The organism is Kineococcus mangrovi (assembly GCF_041320705.1).
In the GTDB taxonomy this organism is placed as follows: domain Bacteria; phylum Actinomycetota; class Actinomycetes; order Actinomycetales; family Kineococcaceae; genus Kineococcus; species Kineococcus mangrovi.
The window spans coordinates 357,756-373,985 of record NZ_JBGGTQ010000002.1 but is presented as its reverse complement, the minus strand read 5'-3'; the positions used below and the strand labels follow the sequence as shown (position 1 = coordinate 373,985).

The 16,230-nt window shown below is 74.6% G+C and carries 17 protein-coding genes; 7 read left to right on the top strand and 10 right to left on the bottom strand.

Translation table 11 applies throughout. From position 1 onward, the window contains the following. The 3 genes from lplAB to AB2L28_RS04835 are packed head-to-tail and all read right to left on the bottom strand — an operon-like array spanning nucleotide 1 to nucleotide 3,753. Nucleotides 1-1,050, bottom strand: a complete 1,050-nt coding sequence (lplAB, locus tag AB2L28_RS04845; RefSeq protein WP_370717599.1) for a lipoate-protein ligase LplAB — start codon at nucleotides 1,048-1,050, stop codon at nucleotides 1-3. 52 nt (nucleotides 1,051-1,102) lie between these two features. Continuing rightward, nucleotides 1,103-3,088 (bottom strand): acyl-CoA dehydrogenase family protein, encoded by a 1,986-nt coding sequence (locus tag AB2L28_RS04840; protein WP_370717598.1) that lies wholly within the window; start codon nucleotides 3,086-3,088, stop codon nucleotides 1,103-1,105. Then, nucleotides 3,085-3,753 (bottom strand): TetR/AcrR family transcriptional regulator, encoded by a 669-nt coding sequence (locus AB2L28_RS04835; protein ID WP_370717597.1) that lies wholly within the window; start codon nucleotides 3,751-3,753, stop codon nucleotides 3,085-3,087. Before AB2L28_RS04835 ends, AB2L28_RS04840 begins: the two co-directional genes overlap by 4 nt. Before the next feature lie 91 nt (nucleotides 3,754-3,844). Between AB2L28_RS04835 and AB2L28_RS04830 the strand changes: the two genes are divergently transcribed. The 6 genes from AB2L28_RS04830 to AB2L28_RS04805 all read left to right on the top strand — a co-directional run bounded on the left by AB2L28_RS04830 (nucleotide 3,845) and on the right by AB2L28_RS04805 (nucleotide 10,244). Further along, complete coding sequence (locus AB2L28_RS04830; RefSeq protein ID WP_370717596.1) at nucleotides 3,845-5,086, top strand: acetyl-CoA C-acetyltransferase; 1,242 nt, start codon at nucleotides 3,845-3,847, stop codon at nucleotides 5,084-5,086. Then, nucleotides 5,086-6,408: a 3-oxoacyl-ACP reductase gene (locus AB2L28_RS04825; protein WP_370717595.1), complete on the top strand. Its 1,323-nt coding sequence runs from the start codon at nucleotides 5,086-5,088 to the stop codon at nucleotides 6,406-6,408. Before AB2L28_RS04830 ends, AB2L28_RS04825 begins: the two co-directional genes overlap by 1 nt. Beyond that, a complete protein-coding gene (locus tag AB2L28_RS04820) occupies nucleotides 6,408-7,253 on the top strand; it encodes a MaoC family dehydratase (RefSeq protein WP_370717853.1) in 846 nt (281 codons plus the stop codon). The genes AB2L28_RS04825 and AB2L28_RS04820 overlap by 1 nt, the downstream gene beginning before the upstream one ends. A gap of 84 nt (nucleotides 7,254-7,337) precedes the next feature. Continuing rightward, on the top strand, nucleotides 7,338-8,090 hold the full coding sequence (dprE2, locus tag AB2L28_RS04815; protein WP_370717594.1) for a decaprenylphospho-beta-D-erythro-pentofuranosid-2-ulose 2-reductase: 753 nt from the start codon (nucleotides 7,338-7,340) through the stop codon (nucleotides 8,088-8,090). A 44-nt stretch (nucleotides 8,091-8,134) separates the two neighbouring features. Then, nucleotides 8,135-8,926: an SDR family NAD(P)-dependent oxidoreductase gene (locus AB2L28_RS04810; protein ID WP_370717593.1), complete on the top strand. Its 792-nt coding sequence runs from the start codon at nucleotides 8,135-8,137 to the stop codon at nucleotides 8,924-8,926. Between the two features lie 10 nt (nucleotides 8,927-8,936). Next, a complete protein-coding gene (locus AB2L28_RS04805) occupies nucleotides 8,937-10,244 on the top strand; it encodes an MFS transporter (RefSeq protein ID WP_370717592.1) in 1,308 nt (435 codons plus the stop codon). A gap of 9 nt (nucleotides 10,245-10,253) precedes the next feature. Here the strand turns inward: AB2L28_RS04805 and AB2L28_RS04800 are convergent, their stop codons facing one another. The 4 genes from AB2L28_RS04800 to AB2L28_RS04785 are packed head-to-tail and all read right to left on the bottom strand — an operon-like array spanning nucleotide 10,254 to nucleotide 12,198. Further along, entirely contained in the window at nucleotides 10,254-10,643 is a 390-nt protein-coding gene (locus AB2L28_RS04800; protein WP_370717591.1) for a tautomerase family protein, read from the bottom strand. A 10-nt stretch (nucleotides 10,644-10,653) separates the two neighbouring features. Next, complete coding sequence (locus AB2L28_RS04795) at nucleotides 10,654-11,238, bottom strand: hypothetical protein (protein ID WP_370717590.1); 585 nt, start codon at nucleotides 11,236-11,238, stop codon at nucleotides 10,654-10,656. A 52-nt stretch (nucleotides 11,239-11,290) separates the two neighbouring features. Then, complete coding sequence (locus AB2L28_RS04790) at nucleotides 11,291-11,905, bottom strand: MBL fold metallo-hydrolase (RefSeq protein ID WP_370717589.1); 615 nt, start codon at nucleotides 11,903-11,905, stop codon at nucleotides 11,291-11,293. A gap of 47 nt (nucleotides 11,906-11,952) precedes the next feature. After that, nucleotides 11,953-12,198, bottom strand: coding sequence for a hypothetical protein (locus AB2L28_RS04785; RefSeq protein WP_370717588.1), 246 nt, complete (start codon nucleotides 12,196-12,198; stop codon nucleotides 11,953-11,955). Between the two features lie 313 nt (nucleotides 12,199-12,511). On the opposite strand from AB2L28_RS04785, the gene AB2L28_RS04780 reads away from it, so the two are divergent. Continuing rightward, nucleotides 12,512-12,976 (top strand): YbaK/EbsC family protein, encoded by a 465-nt coding sequence (locus tag AB2L28_RS04780; protein WP_370717587.1) that lies wholly within the window; start codon nucleotides 12,512-12,514, stop codon nucleotides 12,974-12,976. A 33-nt stretch (nucleotides 12,977-13,009) separates the two neighbouring features. Here AB2L28_RS04780 and argG read toward each other — a convergent pair whose 3' ends face one another. The 3 genes from argG to AB2L28_RS04765 all read right to left on the bottom strand — a co-directional run bounded on the left by argG (nucleotide 13,010) and on the right by AB2L28_RS04765 (nucleotide 16,225). Continuing rightward, nucleotides 13,010-14,422, bottom strand: a complete 1,413-nt coding sequence (gene argG, locus AB2L28_RS04775; protein ID WP_370717586.1) for an argininosuccinate synthase — start codon at nucleotides 14,420-14,422, stop codon at nucleotides 13,010-13,012. Nucleotides 14,423-14,600: 178 nt separating this feature from the next. Then, on the bottom strand, nucleotides 14,601-15,944 hold the full coding sequence (locus AB2L28_RS04770; protein ID WP_370717585.1) for an FAD-binding oxidoreductase: 1,344 nt from the start codon (nucleotides 15,942-15,944) through the stop codon (nucleotides 14,601-14,603). After that, nucleotides 15,941-16,225 (bottom strand): helix-turn-helix domain-containing protein, encoded by a 285-nt coding sequence (locus tag AB2L28_RS04765; RefSeq protein WP_370717584.1) that lies wholly within the window; start codon nucleotides 16,223-16,225, stop codon nucleotides 15,941-15,943. Before AB2L28_RS04765 ends, AB2L28_RS04770 begins: the two co-directional genes overlap by 4 nt. Nucleotides 16,226-16,230 lie beyond the last annotated feature (5 nt).

Sequence of the window (16,230 nt, the reverse complement as noted above, 5' to 3'; positions counted from 1 at the left end):
TCAGGGGATGCGGCCGGTCCACGCCGGCGTCGCGAACTTCGTGCGCACGAGCTCGCCCGCCGCGGCGAGCTCGGCCTCCGTCAGCGGCCCGTCGGTCAGCCCGTACTGGCGGCGGAACGTCGCGACCATCGAGTCGATGACCTCCTCGCGCGGCAGGCCCGTCTGCCGGCGCAGGGGGTCGACGCGCTTGGCGGCGCTGGCCAGCCCCTTGCCCGACAGCTTCTCCCGGCCGATCCGCAGGACCTGCAGCATCTTCGCGGCGTCGATGTCGTAGGACATCGTCACGTGGTGCAGGACGGTCCCGTCACCGAGCCGCTTCTGCGCCGCCCCGGCGATCTTGCCCTGGTCGGTCGTGATGTCGTTGATGGGCTGGTACCAGGCCCTGACCCCCAGGTCGCCGAGGGCGACGAGCACCCAGTCGTCGAGGAACGCGTAGGACTCGGTGAAGCTCAGGCCCTCGACGAGGGAACCCGGTGCGTAGAGCGAGTACGTGATGGTGTTCCCGGGTTCGACGAACATCGCCCCGCCCCCGGAGACCCGGCGCACGACCTCGACCCCGAGCCGGTCGGCGGCCTCGCGGTCCACCTCGTTGAGCACGGACTGGAAGCTGCCGAGGACGACGGCCGGGCTCGCCCACTCCCACACCCGCAGGGTCGGCCCGCGCCGGCCCGCGGCCACCTCCCGCGTCAGCACCTCGTCGAGGGCCATGTGCGTCAGCGGGGACTGCGGACCGGTGTGGACGAACCGCCAGTCGTGGTCGAGCCAGCCGGTGGCCCCGCCGACGGCGCGGCGGACCGTCGTCGCGACGGCCTCGGGGGTGAACCCCAGGAGCACCGCGCCGCGGGGCAGGGCCGAACGGACCCGGCCGGCGACGTCGGCCGCCTCCGCGTCGGCCGGCAACCCCGTCAGGGCCGCGTCGATCGACTCCAGGGCGTCGTCGGGTTCGAGGAAGAAGTCCCCGCTCAGCCGGACGTCGGCGAGCCGGCCGTCCCGGACGTCGAGGTCGACGACGACGAGCTTGCCGCCCGGGACCTTGTACTCACCGTGCACGGACGCAGGCTACGTCCTCAGCGCGCCCGCAGCACCGGCACGCGCCCCCCGGTCAGCCGACCAGGCGCGACCCCAGCCAGTGCCGCGGCGTCCCGAACCCGGCGAGCAGTTCCTCGGTGCGCGGGCGCAGCTTGCGGCACAGCGCGTTGACGGCGCTCGTGATGGCCTTGGCGCGCAACGTGGTCATGCGGCGGTGCTCCAGGTACCAGCCCTTCTCGGCCTCCAGCAGCGCCAGCACGTGCAGGTCGCAGACGTCGGAGAGCAGGGCCGCGACGGCCGGGTCCTCGCACCGCGCGATCGCGGCGGCGAACGCCTCGGCGACGATGCGGTCGGTGTGCGCCCGGCCGGCGAGCAGGAGGTGGTCCTGCAGGTCGTCGATGGCGGCGAAGCGCTCGCCCTCGGGCTTGCTGCGCGCCTTGCGCATGCGCTTGGCCAGCGACTCCACCACGTGCCGTTCCCGGTCGGTGAGCATCCGGATCTGCCACGCCCGGTCGTGCAGGTCGTCGGGGGCGCGGCCGGCTTCGACGACGTCCGCGACGAGCGAGGCCGCGGGGCTGCGCCCGGCGTAGGTGGAGATGAAGTCCTTCGTCGCGAAGCGGGCCATGCCCAGGGTGTCCAGGTCGGAGAACTGCTGGGCGTAGCTCGTCAGCAGGCCCTTCGCGACGAGCTGCAGCAGGACGGTGTTGTCGCCCTCGAACGTGGTGAACACGTCGGTGTCCGCCTTCAGCAGCGGCAACCGGGAGTCGGCGAGGAAGCCGTTGCCGCCGCACGCCTCGCGGCACGTCTGGATCGTCCGCGTCGCGTGCCACGTGGAGGCCACCTTCATCGCGGCCGCGTGCGCCTCGAAGGCGCGCTGGCGCGCGGAGTCGGCCTCCTCGCCCGCGAGCTGGACGCGCAGCAGCTCGTCCATCTCGCCCATGAGCTCGTCCTGCGCGAACGACAGGGCGTACGTCGTGGCGAGGGGGACCAGCAGGCGGCGCTGGTGCGCCAGGTAGTCCAGGACGGTGACCTCCTCGGACCCGCCGGGGGTCTTGAACTGCTTGCGCCCGGCGCCGTAGCGCAGGGCGATCTCCAGGGCGACCTTCGTCTGCGACTGCGCCCCGCCGGAGACGCTGACCCGGCCCTTGACCAGGGCGCCGAGCATCGTGAAGAACCGGGAGTTGGCGCTGGCGATGGGGGAGGAGTAGGTGCCGTCCTCGGCGACGTCGGCGTACCGGTTGAGCAGCGCCTCGCGGGGGACGCGGACGTGGTCGAAGGCGAGCCGGCCGTTGTCGACGCCGTTCAGCCCCATCTTCCGGCCGTCGTCACCGCGCCAGACCCCGGGCAGGTCCTGCCCGTCGCGGCGCAGCGGGACGACGAAGGCGTGCACGCCGCGCCCCTCGCCGCCGGTGAGGAGCTGGGCGAACACGACGGCGACGTCGGCGTCCTCGGCCGCCCCGCCGATGTAGTCCTTGCGGCAGGACTCCTCGGGGGTGTGCACCACGAACTCGCGGGTGGCCGGGTCGTACGTCGCGGTCGTGCCGATCGAGGACACGTCCGAGCCGTGCCCCGACTCGGTCATGCCGAAGCAGCCGACCAGTTCCAGGCGCAGCAGCGGGCCGAGGAGCTCGGCGTGGTGGCGCCCGGTGCCCAGGGCCTGCACGGCGCCGCCGAACAACCCCCACTGGACACCGGACTTGATCATGAGCGAGGCGTCGCCGAACCCGAGCATCTCGAACTGGGCGACCTGCCCACCGGGGCTGTCGCCACCGCCGTACCGGGAGGAGAACCCGAGTTCGTGACCGCCCAGCTCGGCCAGCGTGCGCAGCCGGGCGCGGGTCACGTCACGGTGCTCGGCGGTGGTCAGGTCGTGCGACGGGCTGAACAGGTGGTCCGGCGCCTCGGCCCGGAACTGCTCCTTGACGTCGGCGAAGCGGCCGTCCAGCAGGCGGCGCAGCACGTCGGTGTCCAGCGGCGCGGTCGGGTCGGCCGGTGCTGCGACGCTCGCTGCGGCGGGGGTCTCGACGGGGGTTCCTGCGGGCAGTTCGACGGTGGTCACTGAACCTCCTCCGGGGTCAGGACGGCCTGCAGGCCGCCCCAGGCGAGTTGCGTGAGATCGGCGACGAGCGTGTCGGCGGGGACGCGGTCGGGGGTGGAGATCCACCGGTCCGCGGCGGTGCGGATCATCGCGATGACCCCGTGCGCCAGGACGTCCGCGGAGGCTCCGCGGGCGCCGCCCACCCGCAGGTGCGCGGTGATGGTGCGGGCGGTCTCGGCGGCGATCGTGCCGGAGATCCGCTGGACGGGGTCGGTGGTGAGGGGGCGTTCGAGGAAGGGGTGCGAGACGACGAACCGGTAGACCTCCGGGTCGGCCTCCACCATCCGCACGTAGGCGCCGATGATCGCGACGAGGCCGGCGCGGGGGTCGTCGGCGCTGTCGACGGCCCGGGACAGTTCGCGCAGGATGCGCGCGTTCACCCGCTCGGCGACGGCGAGGTAGAGGTCCTCCTTGTCCGCGAAGTGGCGGTACAGGACGGTCTTGCTCGTGCCGGCGGCGGCGGCGACCTCGTCCATCCCGACCCCGGCCCCCTTGGCCGTGATGGCCCGCAGGGCGGCGGTCACGAGCTCCTCGCGCCGGCGACGGCGGTGCTCGGCCCAGCGGGTCCGGCGCCCGTCCTCGGTCGCGACGGCTGCGACGGCGGTGCCGTCCTCGATGACCTCCACTCCTCGACGGTACCTCGCACTCCGGGTATCGGGTACCCGGAGTACCTGTTAACTTCGGAGGACTTCGCCCACTCGGACCGCAGGGAGACCCGTGACACGCAGAGCCGCGATCGTCGGAGGCAACCGCACACCGTTCGTCCGCGCCGGACGGCGGTACGCGCACGTCTCGGCGCAGGACCTGCTCGTGGCCGCCCTCGACGGGCTCGTCGCCCGCTACGGCCTGGCCGGGGAGCGCCTGGGGGAGGTCGTCGCCGGGGCCGTCCTCAAGCACAGCCGCGACCTCAACCTCACCCGCGAGGCCGTCCTCTCGACGGCCCTGGACCCGGCCACCCCGACGTACGACGTCCAGCAGGCGTGCGCGACGGGCCTGGAGACGGCCGTCCTCGTCGCCAACAAGATCGCCCTCGGCCAGATCGAGGCGGGCATCGCCGGGGGCACCGACTCGGCGTCCGACGCGCCCATCGCCGTCGACGACGGCCTGCGCCGCGTGCTGCTGGAGCTGTCCCGCGCCCGCACCGCCGGGCAGCGGCTGGCGGCCGTCGCGAAGCTGCGCCCGGGGCAGCTGCGCCCGCTCCCGCCGCGCAACGCCGAGGCCCGCACGGGGCTGTCGATGGGCGAGCACGCGGCGCGCACCGCCCTGGCGTCCGGCGTGACCCGCCAGGCGCAGGACGAGCTGGCCCTGGCCAGCCACCGCAACCTCGCCGCCGCGTACGAGCGCGGGTTCTTCGACGACCTGCTGACGCCCTACCTCGGGGTCCGCCGGGACGACCTGCTGCGCCCGGACACCACGCTGGAGAAGCTGGCCGCGCTGAAGCCGGTGTTCGGGCGCGACCTGGACGGCGAGGCGACGATGACGGCGGGCAACTCCACCCCGCTGACCGACGGCGCGGCCGCCGTCCTGCTGGCCTCCGACGAGTGGGCCGCCCAGCGCCGGCTGCCCGTCCTGGCCCACCTGCTGGACGCCGAGACCGCGGCGGTCGACCACGTGCACGGGGAGGGTCTGCTCACCGCCCCCGTCGAGGCGGCCCCGCGCCTGCTCGCCCGGCACGGTCTGAGCCTGGGTGACCTCGACCTCGTGGAGGTGCACGAGGCGTTCGCCTCGACGGTCCTCGCCACGCTCTCCGCGTGGGAGGACAGGGGGCTGGGCGCCGTCCCGCGCGAGAAGCTCAACGTGGCGGGGTCCTCGCTGGCCACCGGCCACCCGTTCGCGGCGACGGGGGCCCGCCTGCTCGCGACCACCGCGAAGCTCCTGCACGAGCGCGGCGGTGGCCGGGCGCTCATCTCCGTCTGCGCCGCGGGCGGTCAGGGCATCGTCGCGCTGGTGGAAGCCTGATGGCCGGCGCGAGCGGCGGCGACCCGTACGGCGCCTTCGTCCGCACCGGGCCCGGGAAGTTCCTGGCGGCCCGCACCGGCCTGCCGCGGCCTCCGCGCCTGCGCCGGTACGAGGAGGGGCAGGACCTGCTGACCGGTCCCGCTCTCGTCACCGGGCTCACCGGAGCCACCCACGTCGACGCCGTCCGCGACGCGCTGCGGTCCGCCGGGGCGGAGTTCGACGACGCGGGGACCGGGAGCCCGGGGGCCCTGGTCGTCGACGCGTCCGGGCTGCGGACCGTCGACCAGCTCGCCGGGCTCCTCGCCACCGCTGCGGACTTCAAGCGCACCCGCGGCCGGGTCCTCGTGCTGTCCGCCGTCCCGTCGGACGTGGCGGACCCCGAGGGACGCGCCGTCCAGCAGGGACTGGAGGGTTTCGTCCGCAGCCTCGCCAAGGAGGCCCGCGGCGGCACGACCGTGAACCTCCTGCGCGTCGCCGAGGGGGCCACGTCCGCCCTGCGCAGCGCGGTGGAGTTCTTCTGCTCGGCCCGTTCCGCCTACGTCGACGGTCAGCCGATCGTCGTCGGGCCCGGGGAGCCGCACCCCGTGCGGGACCACCGCGTCGCCGTCGTCACCGGTGCGGCGCAGGGGATCGGCGCGGCCACGGCCGAGGTGCTGGCCCGGTCCGGGCACCACGTCGTCTGCGTCGACATCGCCGCCTCCGGGCAGAAGCTCGCCACCGTCGCCAACCGCGTCGGCGGGTCGACGCTGCACCTGGACGTCACGGCCGACAGCGCCCCGCGGACGCTCGCCGAGCACCTCGCCGACCGGTTCGACGGTGCCGACGTCGTCGTGCACAACGCCGGCATCACCCGTGACCGCTCGTTCGTCAACCTCGACGAGGCCGCCTGGGGTTCCGTGCTCGCCGTGAACCTCGGTGCGCCGATCCGCCTCACCACCGCCCTCCTGGACCACCCCGGGGCCCTGGCGCCGGGGGCGCGGTTCGTGTGCCTGTCCTCGATGAACGGCATCGCCGGGGCCAAGGGGCAGACGAACTACGCGACGAGCAAGGCGGGTCTGGTCGGGCTCGTCCAGGCGCTCGCCGGTCCGCTGTCCGAACGGGGTTTCGCCGTCAACGCCGTGGCGCCCGGTTTCATCGAGACCCCGATGACGGCCGCCATGCCGCCCGTCCCGCGCGAACTCGGTCGGCGGACCTCCAGCCTGCAGCAGGGCGGCCTGCCGGTCGACGTCGCCGAGACGATCGCCTGGCTGGCCCGGCCCGACGCGGCGGGCGTGGACGGCCAGGTGCTGCGCGTGTGCGGCCAGAACCTCCTGGGGGCGTGATGGACACCCGCGAACTCACCGCGCCACCGTCCTTCCCGGCGCTCTACGCCCGGTCCCTGCTGCACCGGCCCACCCGGCGGCTGGACTTCCCCCGCACCCGGGTCGTGCTGCGGGACCAGCGCTTCGACCCCGGCCGGCTGACGGAGTTCTGCCGCCTCACGGGGTTCCCCGTCCGGGACGAGGTGCCGCTGCCGTTCCCCCAGGTCGCGGGTTTCGGCCTCCAGGTCGACCTCATGGTCCGCGAGCCGTTCCCCTTCTCCGTCGTGGGCGTCCTGCACGTGCAGCAGGAGTTCGAGCAGACGCGCGCGATCGGCGTCGGCGAGCGGTTCGACCTGTCCGTGCGGGCGGTCGGGATGCTCCCGCACCGCCGCGGGGCGACCGTCGAGCTGCGCACCGAGCTCACCGTCGCCGGACAGCGGGCCCCCGTCTGGACCGGGCGGAGCCGGTACCTCGCCCGGGGCGTGGACTGGCCGGGGATCCCGCGCGACGCCGCCCGGCTGGACGCCCCGGCGGGCCAGGGGACGCTCTGGCGCGTCCCCGCCGACCTCGGCCGCCGGTACGGCGCCGTCAGCGGGGACCTGAACCCCGTCCACGTCTCCCCGCTCACCGCCCGCGCGTTCGGGTTCCGCCGGGCCATCGCGCACGGCATGTGGACCGCCTCCCGTGCCCTGGCCGACCTGGGCGGTCCGGCCCTCGGGGCCGCACGGTACGAGGTGGACTTCGGATCCCCCCTGCACCTGCCGTCCACCGTCCGGCACGTCGCGCGGCGCGAGGGCGACGGGTGGAGCAGCGCCGTCCGCAGTCGGGACGGGAGCAAGGTGCACCTGGCGACCCGGCTGCGCTGACCCGCCTCCCGGTGCAGCGCCGGTCTCGGGCAGGCTGGGCCCGGGACCGGGCAGCACGGCGTGGTCCTCGGACGGGGGGCACGGATGACGGCGGACCGCGGGGTGGACCCCGTGCTGGTGCTGGGCGGGCGCAGCGAGATCGGGCTCGAGGTGGCCGACCGGCTCGTGCGCGCCGGCGCCCGGACGGTCGTCCTGGCTGCACGCCGGTCCGGTGAGCTGACCGCCGAGACCGCTCGGTTGGAGGACCTCGGCGCCACCGTCGAGACGGTGGAGTTCGACGCCGACGACCTGCCGTCGCACGGGCCGCTGCTCGCCGACCTCGTCGCCCGGCACGGTGCGCTGGACGTGGTCGTCGCGTTCGGGGTCCTCGGGGACCAGGACCGCGCCGAGCGCGACGTCGCGCACGCCCTCGCCGTCGTGCACACCGACTTCGTCGCGCAGGTCAGCGTCGTGTCCCACCTGGCGCGCCTGTTGCGGCCCCTGCGCGGTGGGCGGCTCGTCGTGTTCTCCTCCATCGCCGGGGCCCGGGTGCGGCGCGCGAACTACGTCTACGGCTCGGCCAAGGCCGGCCTGGACGGGTTCGCCTCCGGCCTCGCGGACGCGCTCCACGGCAGCGGGGTCCGGCTGCTGCTCGTCCGGCCGGGGTTCGTCGTCGGCCGGATGACGGCGGGGATGTCGCCGGCGCCGCTCGCCAGTACGCCCGCCCAGGTGGCCGACGCCGTGGCCGCCGGGCTGGCCGCGGGTCGGGAGGTGGTGTGGGTGCCGGGGGCCTTGCGCGCGCTGGCCGCGGCCATGGCCGTCACCCCGCGGTCGGTGTGGCGGCGCGCACCCCGGTGAGTTTCGCCGCGCGGTGCTGCTGAGCCGTGCCTAGCGTGAGTGGCATGGATCTCGAACTCGCGGGACGCGTCGCCCTGGTCACGGGCGGCGATTCCGGTATCGGTTGGCACACAGCGCGTCTGCTCCTGGAGGAGGGCGCGAAGGTCGCGATCACCGACGTGGACGCGGACTCGCTGGAGGCGGCGGCGGCGAAGCTGCCCGGGGACGTCCTCGCCGTCGCCGCGGACCTGACCGACCCCGACGACGTCGCCCGGTTGCACCGCGAGGTCGTCGTGGGCGTGGGTGACCCCGACGTCCTCGTCCACGCCGCGGGCGTCACCGGCGCTCAGGGGCTCTTCCACGAGATCGACGAGGAGGGCTGGCGCTCCACCCTCGAGATCGACTTCTTCTCCGCCGTCCGGGTGGTCCGCACGTTCCTCGACGGGATGCGCGGCAAGGGCTGGGGGCGGATCGTCCTGCTCGCCTCCGAGGACGCCGTCCAGCCGTACTCCGACGAACTGCCGTACTGCGCGGCCAAGGCCGCGGTGCTGAGCCTGGTCAAGGGGTTGTCGAAGACGTACGGCGGTGAGGGGATCCTCGTCAACGCCGTGTCCCCGGCGTTCATCTCCACCCCGATGACCGACAAGATGATGGAGAAGCGCTCCTCCGAACTCGGGGTCAGCGTCGAGGAAGCCATCACCAGCTTCCTGGACGAGGAACGCCCGTTCATGGAGCTGAAGCGGCGCGGGGAACCGGAGGAGGTCGCCGCGGTCATCGCGTTCCTGGCCTCCGAACGGGCCAGTTTCGTCAACGGCAGCAACTACCGCGTCGACTCCGGGTCCGTCGCCACCATCTAGGCTCGGGTGCGTGAGCCAGCCCGTCACCGTCTCCGAACGTCTCGACGCGCTGCCGTTCACCTCCCGGCACCGCCGTCTGCTGCTGGGGTCGGGGGTGGGCTGGGCGCTCGACGCCTTCGACGTCGGTCTCGTCGCCTACGTCCTCCTCGCGCTCAGGATGCAGTGGAACCTCACCGCCACCGAGCAGTCCTGGATCGCCTCGGTGGGGTTCGCCGGGATGGCGCTCGGGGCGACGCTCGGTGGTCTGCTGGCCGACCGCATCGGCCGCCGGCAGGTGTTCGCCCTCACGCTGCTCGTCTACGGCCTGGCCACCGGCGCCGCCGCGTTGTCCTGGTCGCTGGCGGCCCTGCTCGTGTTCCGGTTCCTCGTGGGTCTCGGGCTCGGCGCCGAACTGCCCGTCGCCTCCACGCTGGTGAGCGAGTTCGCCCCGCGCCGCATCCGCGGCCGGGTCGTCGTGGTGCTCGAGGCGTTCTGGGCCGTGGGCTGGACGCTGGCCGCCCTCGTGGGTTTCTGGCTCGTCCCCACCTCCGACGACGGGTGGCGGTGGGCCCTCGCGCTGGGTGCGCTTCCGGCGCTGTACGCCGTGGTCGTGCGGTGGGGGTTGCCGGAGTCCGTGCGGTTCCTGCTGTCGCGGGGGCGGACCGGGGAGGCTGCGCGGGTCGTCCGGGAGTTCGAGGCGGCGGCGGGGCGGGCCTCGGACGCCCCGCTGGTGCCGGACCCGCCCCCGGTCGCGGGGCGGGGCATCTGGTCGGGGGGTCTGCGCCGCCGGACGGCCGGGTTGTGGATCGTGTGGTTCTTCGTGAACTTCAGCTACTACGGCGCCTTCACCTGGATCCCGAGCCTGCTCCTGGACGACGGGTTCACCCTCGTCCGGTCCCTGGAGTTCACCCTCCTCATCACCCTCGCCCAGCTGCCGGGGTACGCGGTGGCGGCAATCCTCGTCGAGACGTGGGGCCGGCGCCGGACGCTGTCGGTGTTCCTGCTGGGCTCGGCGGTCTCGGCCCTCGCCTACGCGGGTGCCGACACCCCGGGCTCGATCCTCGCGGCGGGGATGGCCCTGTCGTTCTGCAACCTCGGGGCGTGGGGGGCGCTGTACGCCGTGACGCCCGAGGTGTACCCGACGAGCGTCCGCGGGCGCGGCACCGGCGCGGCGGCGGGGTTCGGGCGGATCGCCTCGATCCTCGCGCCGCTGTCGGTGCCGTTCCTGTCCGACGGCGGCGGGAGGCCCCTCGTGTTCGTGGTGTTCGGCGTCGCGTTCGCCGTGGCGGCGTCGGCGAGCTTCCTGCTGCCCGAACGGCGTGGGCTGGCCCTGGACTGACCCCGCGGGTCAGACGTCGACGCGGTACGTCAGGTCGAGCTCGTCGCCCGGCAGGCCGCGGATGCCCCAGTCGTGGCGCGGGGGTTCCAGGACCACGACCTCCAGGTCCACCGGGTCCAGGTCGAGCTGGGCCTGCGCGTCGGCGAACAGGCGCCGCAGGAACGCCTTCTTCGTCGCCACGCTGCGGCCGGGGAACATGACGACCTCGACGACCGTGTACCGGTGCGTCCGGCCCTCGGGGGTGGGGAAGTCCTCGGGGTCCATCGGGAAGAACCGGTGGAAGCGCTTCGCCTCCGGCAGGCCGAGGACCTCCACGGCGGCGCGGTGCAGCAGGTCGGACAGTCCTGCGCGTGCGGGGCGCAGCACGTCGGCCCGGCCGTAGACCTTGAACTGGGCCACAGCGCCTGCCTCAGCGCCGCACCAGGCCGGCGGCGGCCTCGGTCTCGAGGGCGGCGAGGTCGACGAGCAGGCTGGCCTCCCCGTGCAGGCGGTCGCTCAGGGCGCTGGTGCCCGGCGACAGCAGCGTGAGGTCACCGCGCTCGGCGAGGTCGGCGAAGATGCCGTCGTTGCTCACGACGACGAACTCCACCGGGTCCGGCACCTTCCGGGCCGCGGCGAGCAGCGCCAGGTCGGCGACGTCGGCCCCGTCCGGCACGGCCTGCGCCCGGTCGGCGAACTCCTCCAGCCACGGCCGGGACCGCGCGACCGCGCCCACCTGCCCGGCGAGGGCGACGCGGTCGGCCTGGCGGGCCAGGTCGAGGACGACCGACAGGCGGGCCCGCAACCGCGCCGGGCCGGCGCGCAGGTTGTCGAGGTCGACGAGCAGGACCCGGGTGGCGCCCTGCCCGGCCCACACGGGGTAACCCGCGACGAGTTCGCGCAGGGCGTCGCTCAGCGGGTCCGGCCCCGGTCGCACCACCTCCGCGGCGGGCACGTCCTCGAGGCGGAACCACTCGTAGTCGGCGTACTCGCCCGGTCCGCCGCCCAGTCCCATGCCCCCAGGTTCCCACTCCCGGGGTGGTGGTGGGGGCAGGGGTGCCGGGCGGTCACCAGCCGCGTTCTCGCCACTGCGCCAGGTGGGGGCGTTCGGCGCCGATCGTCGTGGGCGCGCCGTGGCCGGGGTGCACGACGGTGTCGTCGGTCAGGACGTCGAACAGCCGTTCCGTCACGTCGGTGAGCAGTCGCGTGAACCTGGCGGGGTCGCCGGAGGTGTTCCCCACCCCGCCGGGGAACAGCGAGTCGCCCGTGAAGACGTGGTCGGGGCCGTCGGGGTCGCGCAGCAGCAGGGCGACGGACCCGGGCGTGTGGCCGCGCAGGTGGACGACCTCGAGCAGCACGTCCCCGACGCGCAGCACGTCACCGTGCTCGAGCCGCTGCTGCACCGGCAGCGGCAGCTCGTCGGCGTCCTCGGTGCCCGCGGCGGTCCGCGCCCCGGTGGCCTCGACGACGGCGGCGAGCGCGCCGACGTGGTCGTGGTGGCGGTGGGTGGTGACGACGACGTCGAGGGCCTCCTCGACGAGCGCCAGCAGCGTCTCGGGTTCGGCCGCCGCGTCGACGAGGAGCCGGCGCCCGGTGCTGCGGCACTGCACGACGTAGGCGACGTTGTCCATCGGGCCGACGTGGGCCTCGTCGAGGACGGCGGTGGCGGTGGTGGTGGCCATGGCGTGACGCTACCGAGCCGTCCGGGGCGGGGGAGCCGGGCTGGTCGTCAGGACGGGTGGACCACGCGGACCGGGGCCTGCTCGCGCAGGTCGACCACGGCCGGGGGCCGGACGGTCCCGGCGCCGTGGGCGGGCCAGCGCCGTGCCAGGGCGACGGCGAACGCCATCGTGCACAGCCCGTAGAAGACCGCGCGCGCCGCCTCGCCCTGCGCGGCGAACCCGCCCGTCATCGCGAGGCAGCCGAGCGCGCCGATGAGGTGCACGAGGTCCATGAACGACTTCCAGACGGCCACGGCTCCATGCTCGCCCGCCACCGGTCCGGTCGCAGCCGGTCGCGGTGCGTGGCGCCGGACTCCACCGTCGTGGTCCACCCGACCTGACGCTCGGTTCTACGACGTGACGCTCGGTGAGTAGGGGGTGGGCCGTCCCCCCCCCCCGGATCGGCCTGGACCCCGGACGCCGGCGTGCACGTCTCGCGCATCTTCGCCAAGCTCGGGGCATCGTCCCGCGTCGAAGCGGTCTCGACCGGTCCGCGCAGCGCGATCCCGACCGGCCGGGGCCACGACGACGAGCGACGGCGATCGACCCCCGGACGGAGGAGCCGCCGTGCACCGCAACGCAGTCGCCGTGGCCCGCGCGTTGCGCGAGGCCGGGGCCGAGGGGGAGGTGGTCGAGCTCACCGCCTCCGCACGGACGGCGGTCCAGGCCGCGCAGGCGCTCGGTTGCCCCGTCGGGGCCATCGCCGACAGCCGGGTGTTCCTCGCCGACGGCGAGCCGGTGCTCGTCCTGACCAGCGGCGCTCACCGCGTCGACGTCGACGCGACGGCCGCGGCCCTGGGGGTCTCCGAACTCGCCCGGCCCAAGGCGCCCGCCGTGCGGGCCGCGACGGGTCAGCCCGTCGGCGGGGTGTCGCCCGTGGGGCACCCCCGCCACCTGCGCACCGTGATCGACGTCGACCTGCTGCGCTACGACGTCGTGTGGGCCGCGGCGGGCACCCCGCACGCCGTGTTCCCCACGAGCTTCGCCGAGCTCGTCCGCCTGTGCGACGCCGAACCCGCCCACGTCGGCTGACGCGGGCGGGTCCGAGCCGACCGCCTCGCTGGCTCAGTCGGTGCCGAACTCCATGGCCGCGCGGTCGAGCAGTTCGTCCCCGGCGCTCTCCCCGCGCGAGGCGATGGCCTGCGCGCCACCGGCTTCCAGCGCCCCGATGAGGCTGACCTGGGCGTTGCCCACCATCCCCAGGCCCGCGTACTGCTCGAGCTTGGACCGCGAGTCGGCGATGTCGAGGTTGCGCATGGTCAGCTGGCCGATGCGGTCGACGGGCCCGAAGGCGGAGTCCTCGGTGCGTTCCATCGACAGCTTGTCCGGGTGGTAGCTGAACGCCGGCCCGGAGGTGTCGAGGATCGAGTAGTCCTCCCCGCGCCGCAGGCGCAGCGTGACCGACCCGGTGACGGCGTTGCCGACCCAGCGCTGCAGCGACTCGCGCAGCATGAGCGACTGCGGGTCCAGCCAGCGGCCCTCGTACATGAGGCGACCCAACCGGCGGCCCTCGTTGTGGTAGCTCGCGACGGTGTCCTCGTTGTGGATCGCGTTGACGAGGCGCTCGTAGGCCGCGTGCAGCAGCGCCATGCCCGGAGCCTCGTAGATGCCGCGCGACTTGGCCTCGATGATGCGGTTCTCGATCTGGTCGGACATGCCCAGGCCGTGCCGGCCGCCGATGGCGTTGGCCTCCAGGACGAGGTCGACCGCGCTGTCGAAGGACGCGCCGTTGATGCGCACGGGGCGGCCCTGCTCGAACTCGACGGTGACGTCCTCGGCGGCGACCTCGACCGCGGGGTCCCAGAACCGCACGCCCATGATCGGTTCGACGAGTTCCACGCCGACGTCGAGGTGCTCCAGGCGCTTGGCCTCGTGGGTGGCGCCCCAGATGTTCGCGTCGGTGGAGTAGGCCTTCTCGGTGCTGGCCCGGTAGGGCAGGTCCCGGGCCTGCAGCCACTCCGACATCTCCTTGCGGCCGCCGAGCTCGGTGACGAACTCCGCGTCGAGCCAGGGCTTGTAGATGCGCAGGGCCGGGTTGGCCAGCAGGCCGTAGCGGTAGAACCGCTCGATGTCGTTGCCCTTGTAGGTGGAGCCGTCACCCCAGATCTGGACGTCGTCCTCGAGCATCGCGCGCACGAGCAGCGTGCCGGTGACGGCGCGGCCCAGCGGGGTGGTGTTGAAGTAGGCGCGGCCGCCGGAGCGGATGTGGAACGCGCCGCAGGTCAGGGCGGCCAGACCCTCCTCGACGAGGGCGGCGCGGCAGTCGACGAGCCGGGCCAGCTCGGCCCCGTAGGCCTCGGCGCGGCCGGGGACGGAGGCGATGTCGGGTTCGTCGTACTGGCCGATGTCCGCGGTGTAGGTGCAGGGCACGGCGCCCTTCTCCCGCATCCAGGCGACGGCGACGGAGGTGTCGAGACCGCCGGAGAAGGCGATGCCGACGCGCTCGCCGGCGGGCAGGGAGGTGAGCACCTTGGACATGCGGAACAGTATGCACACTAGTGCATGAACATGCAAAGCCGGTGAGGTGGGCTCCCGCCAGCGTGCCACCCGTGAGGCCCCGGACGGGCAGGAGCGGGACGACGCCGTCCGGAGTCGGGACCGGAGCGGGCGCCGACGCCCGTCCGGCCGGGTCCCGACGATGCTCGTGGGGGGTCCCTCAGATCCCCTTCCCGGGGTTGAGGATCCCGAGCGGGTCGAACACCGCCTTGATGCCGCGCTGCAGCCCCAGGGAGTCCTCGCCGAGCTCCCGGGCCAGCCACGTCCGCTTCAGCAGCCCCACTCCGTGCTCGCCCGTGAGGGTCCCGCCGAGCTCCAGCGCCAGGTCGAACACCGCGCACGCCGCGTCCCACGGCGGGCCCTCGGTGACGGTGCCGCCGCGCTCGACGACGACGATCGGGTGCAGGTTCCCGTCGCCCGCGTGCGCGATCGTCGCGATCCGCACCCCGGTGCGCGCGGAGATCGCCTGGATGCCCGAGACGGCGGCGGCGAGCTGGGAGCGGGGGACCGCGACGTCCTCGATGAACACGTCACCGGTGGCCTCCAGCGCCGGCAGCCCCGCGCGCCGGGCGGCGAGCAGCTCCTCGGCCTCGACGGGGTCGGTGGTCGCCCGCCACGACGACGCGAACGGGCCGACGACCTCGGCCACGGCGTCGATGTCGGCCCGGGCGCCCCGGCCGTCGCACTGCACGACGAGCGCCGCGGCCCCCAGGGAGCGCAACGAGGACCCGCGGGCGGCGTCGACGGCCTCCAGCGTCACCGCGTCGACCAGTTCGAGGACGGACGGTTGCAGTCGCGCGGCGGTGATCGCGGCCGCGGCGGCCGCGGCGGCCACGACGTCGTCGAAGTGCGCCGCGAGCGTCGCCGTCTCCAGGGGTTTCGGGCGCAGCCGCAGCGTGGCGCCGACGACGACGGCCAGCGTCCCCTCCGACCCCACCACGAGCCCGGTGAGGTCGTACCCGGCGACGCCCTTGACCGTCTGCCGGCCGGTCGAGACCCGGCGGCCGTCGGCCAGCACGAGGTCGAGGCCGAGGACGGCCTCGCGCGTCACGCCGTACTTCGCGCAGCGCAGGCCGCCCGCGTTCGTGGCGATGTTGCCGCCGATCGTGCAGTACGCGGCGCTCGCCGGGTCCGGGGCGTAGAACAACCCGTGCTCGGCCGCGGCGGCGTCCAGGTGCGCGGTGATCACGCCCGGTTCGACGACCGCGACCTGGTCCTGCGGGCGCAGGTCCACGATCCGGTCCATGCCGGACAGGTCGAGGACGACCTCACCGGCGCTCGCGCTCGCCCCGGCGGCCAGGCCGGACCCACCGCCCCGGGTGACGACCGGGGTGCGGTGCGCGCTCGCCCAGCGCAGGGTGTCGACGACGTCCTGGACGTCCCGGGCGCGCACGACCCCGTGGGGGAGGGTGGCGGGACGGTGGCCCGAGCGGTCGGTGGCGACGGCGTCCCGGGCGGCCTCGTCCGTCAGCAACCCGGGCAGCAGGTCGGGGAGCGTGCTCACGCGACCCCCTCCACGATCGGCCCACCCGCGGCGGGAACCGGTGGGGTGCAGTGCTTCACGACCTCGGCGAGCGGCAGGTCCAGCGCGTCCGCGAGCGCCACCACGGTGAAGAACGCCGGCGTCGGGACCCGGCCGGCCTCGATCTTGCGCAGCGTCTCGGCGGGGACACCGGACAGCGCCGACACCTGGGGGACCGTGCGGTCGCCGCGGGCGGCGCGGAGCAGTTCGCCGAGGCGGCGGCCGCGGGCGCGCACCTCGTCGGGCAGCGGGGGACGGACCATGACGT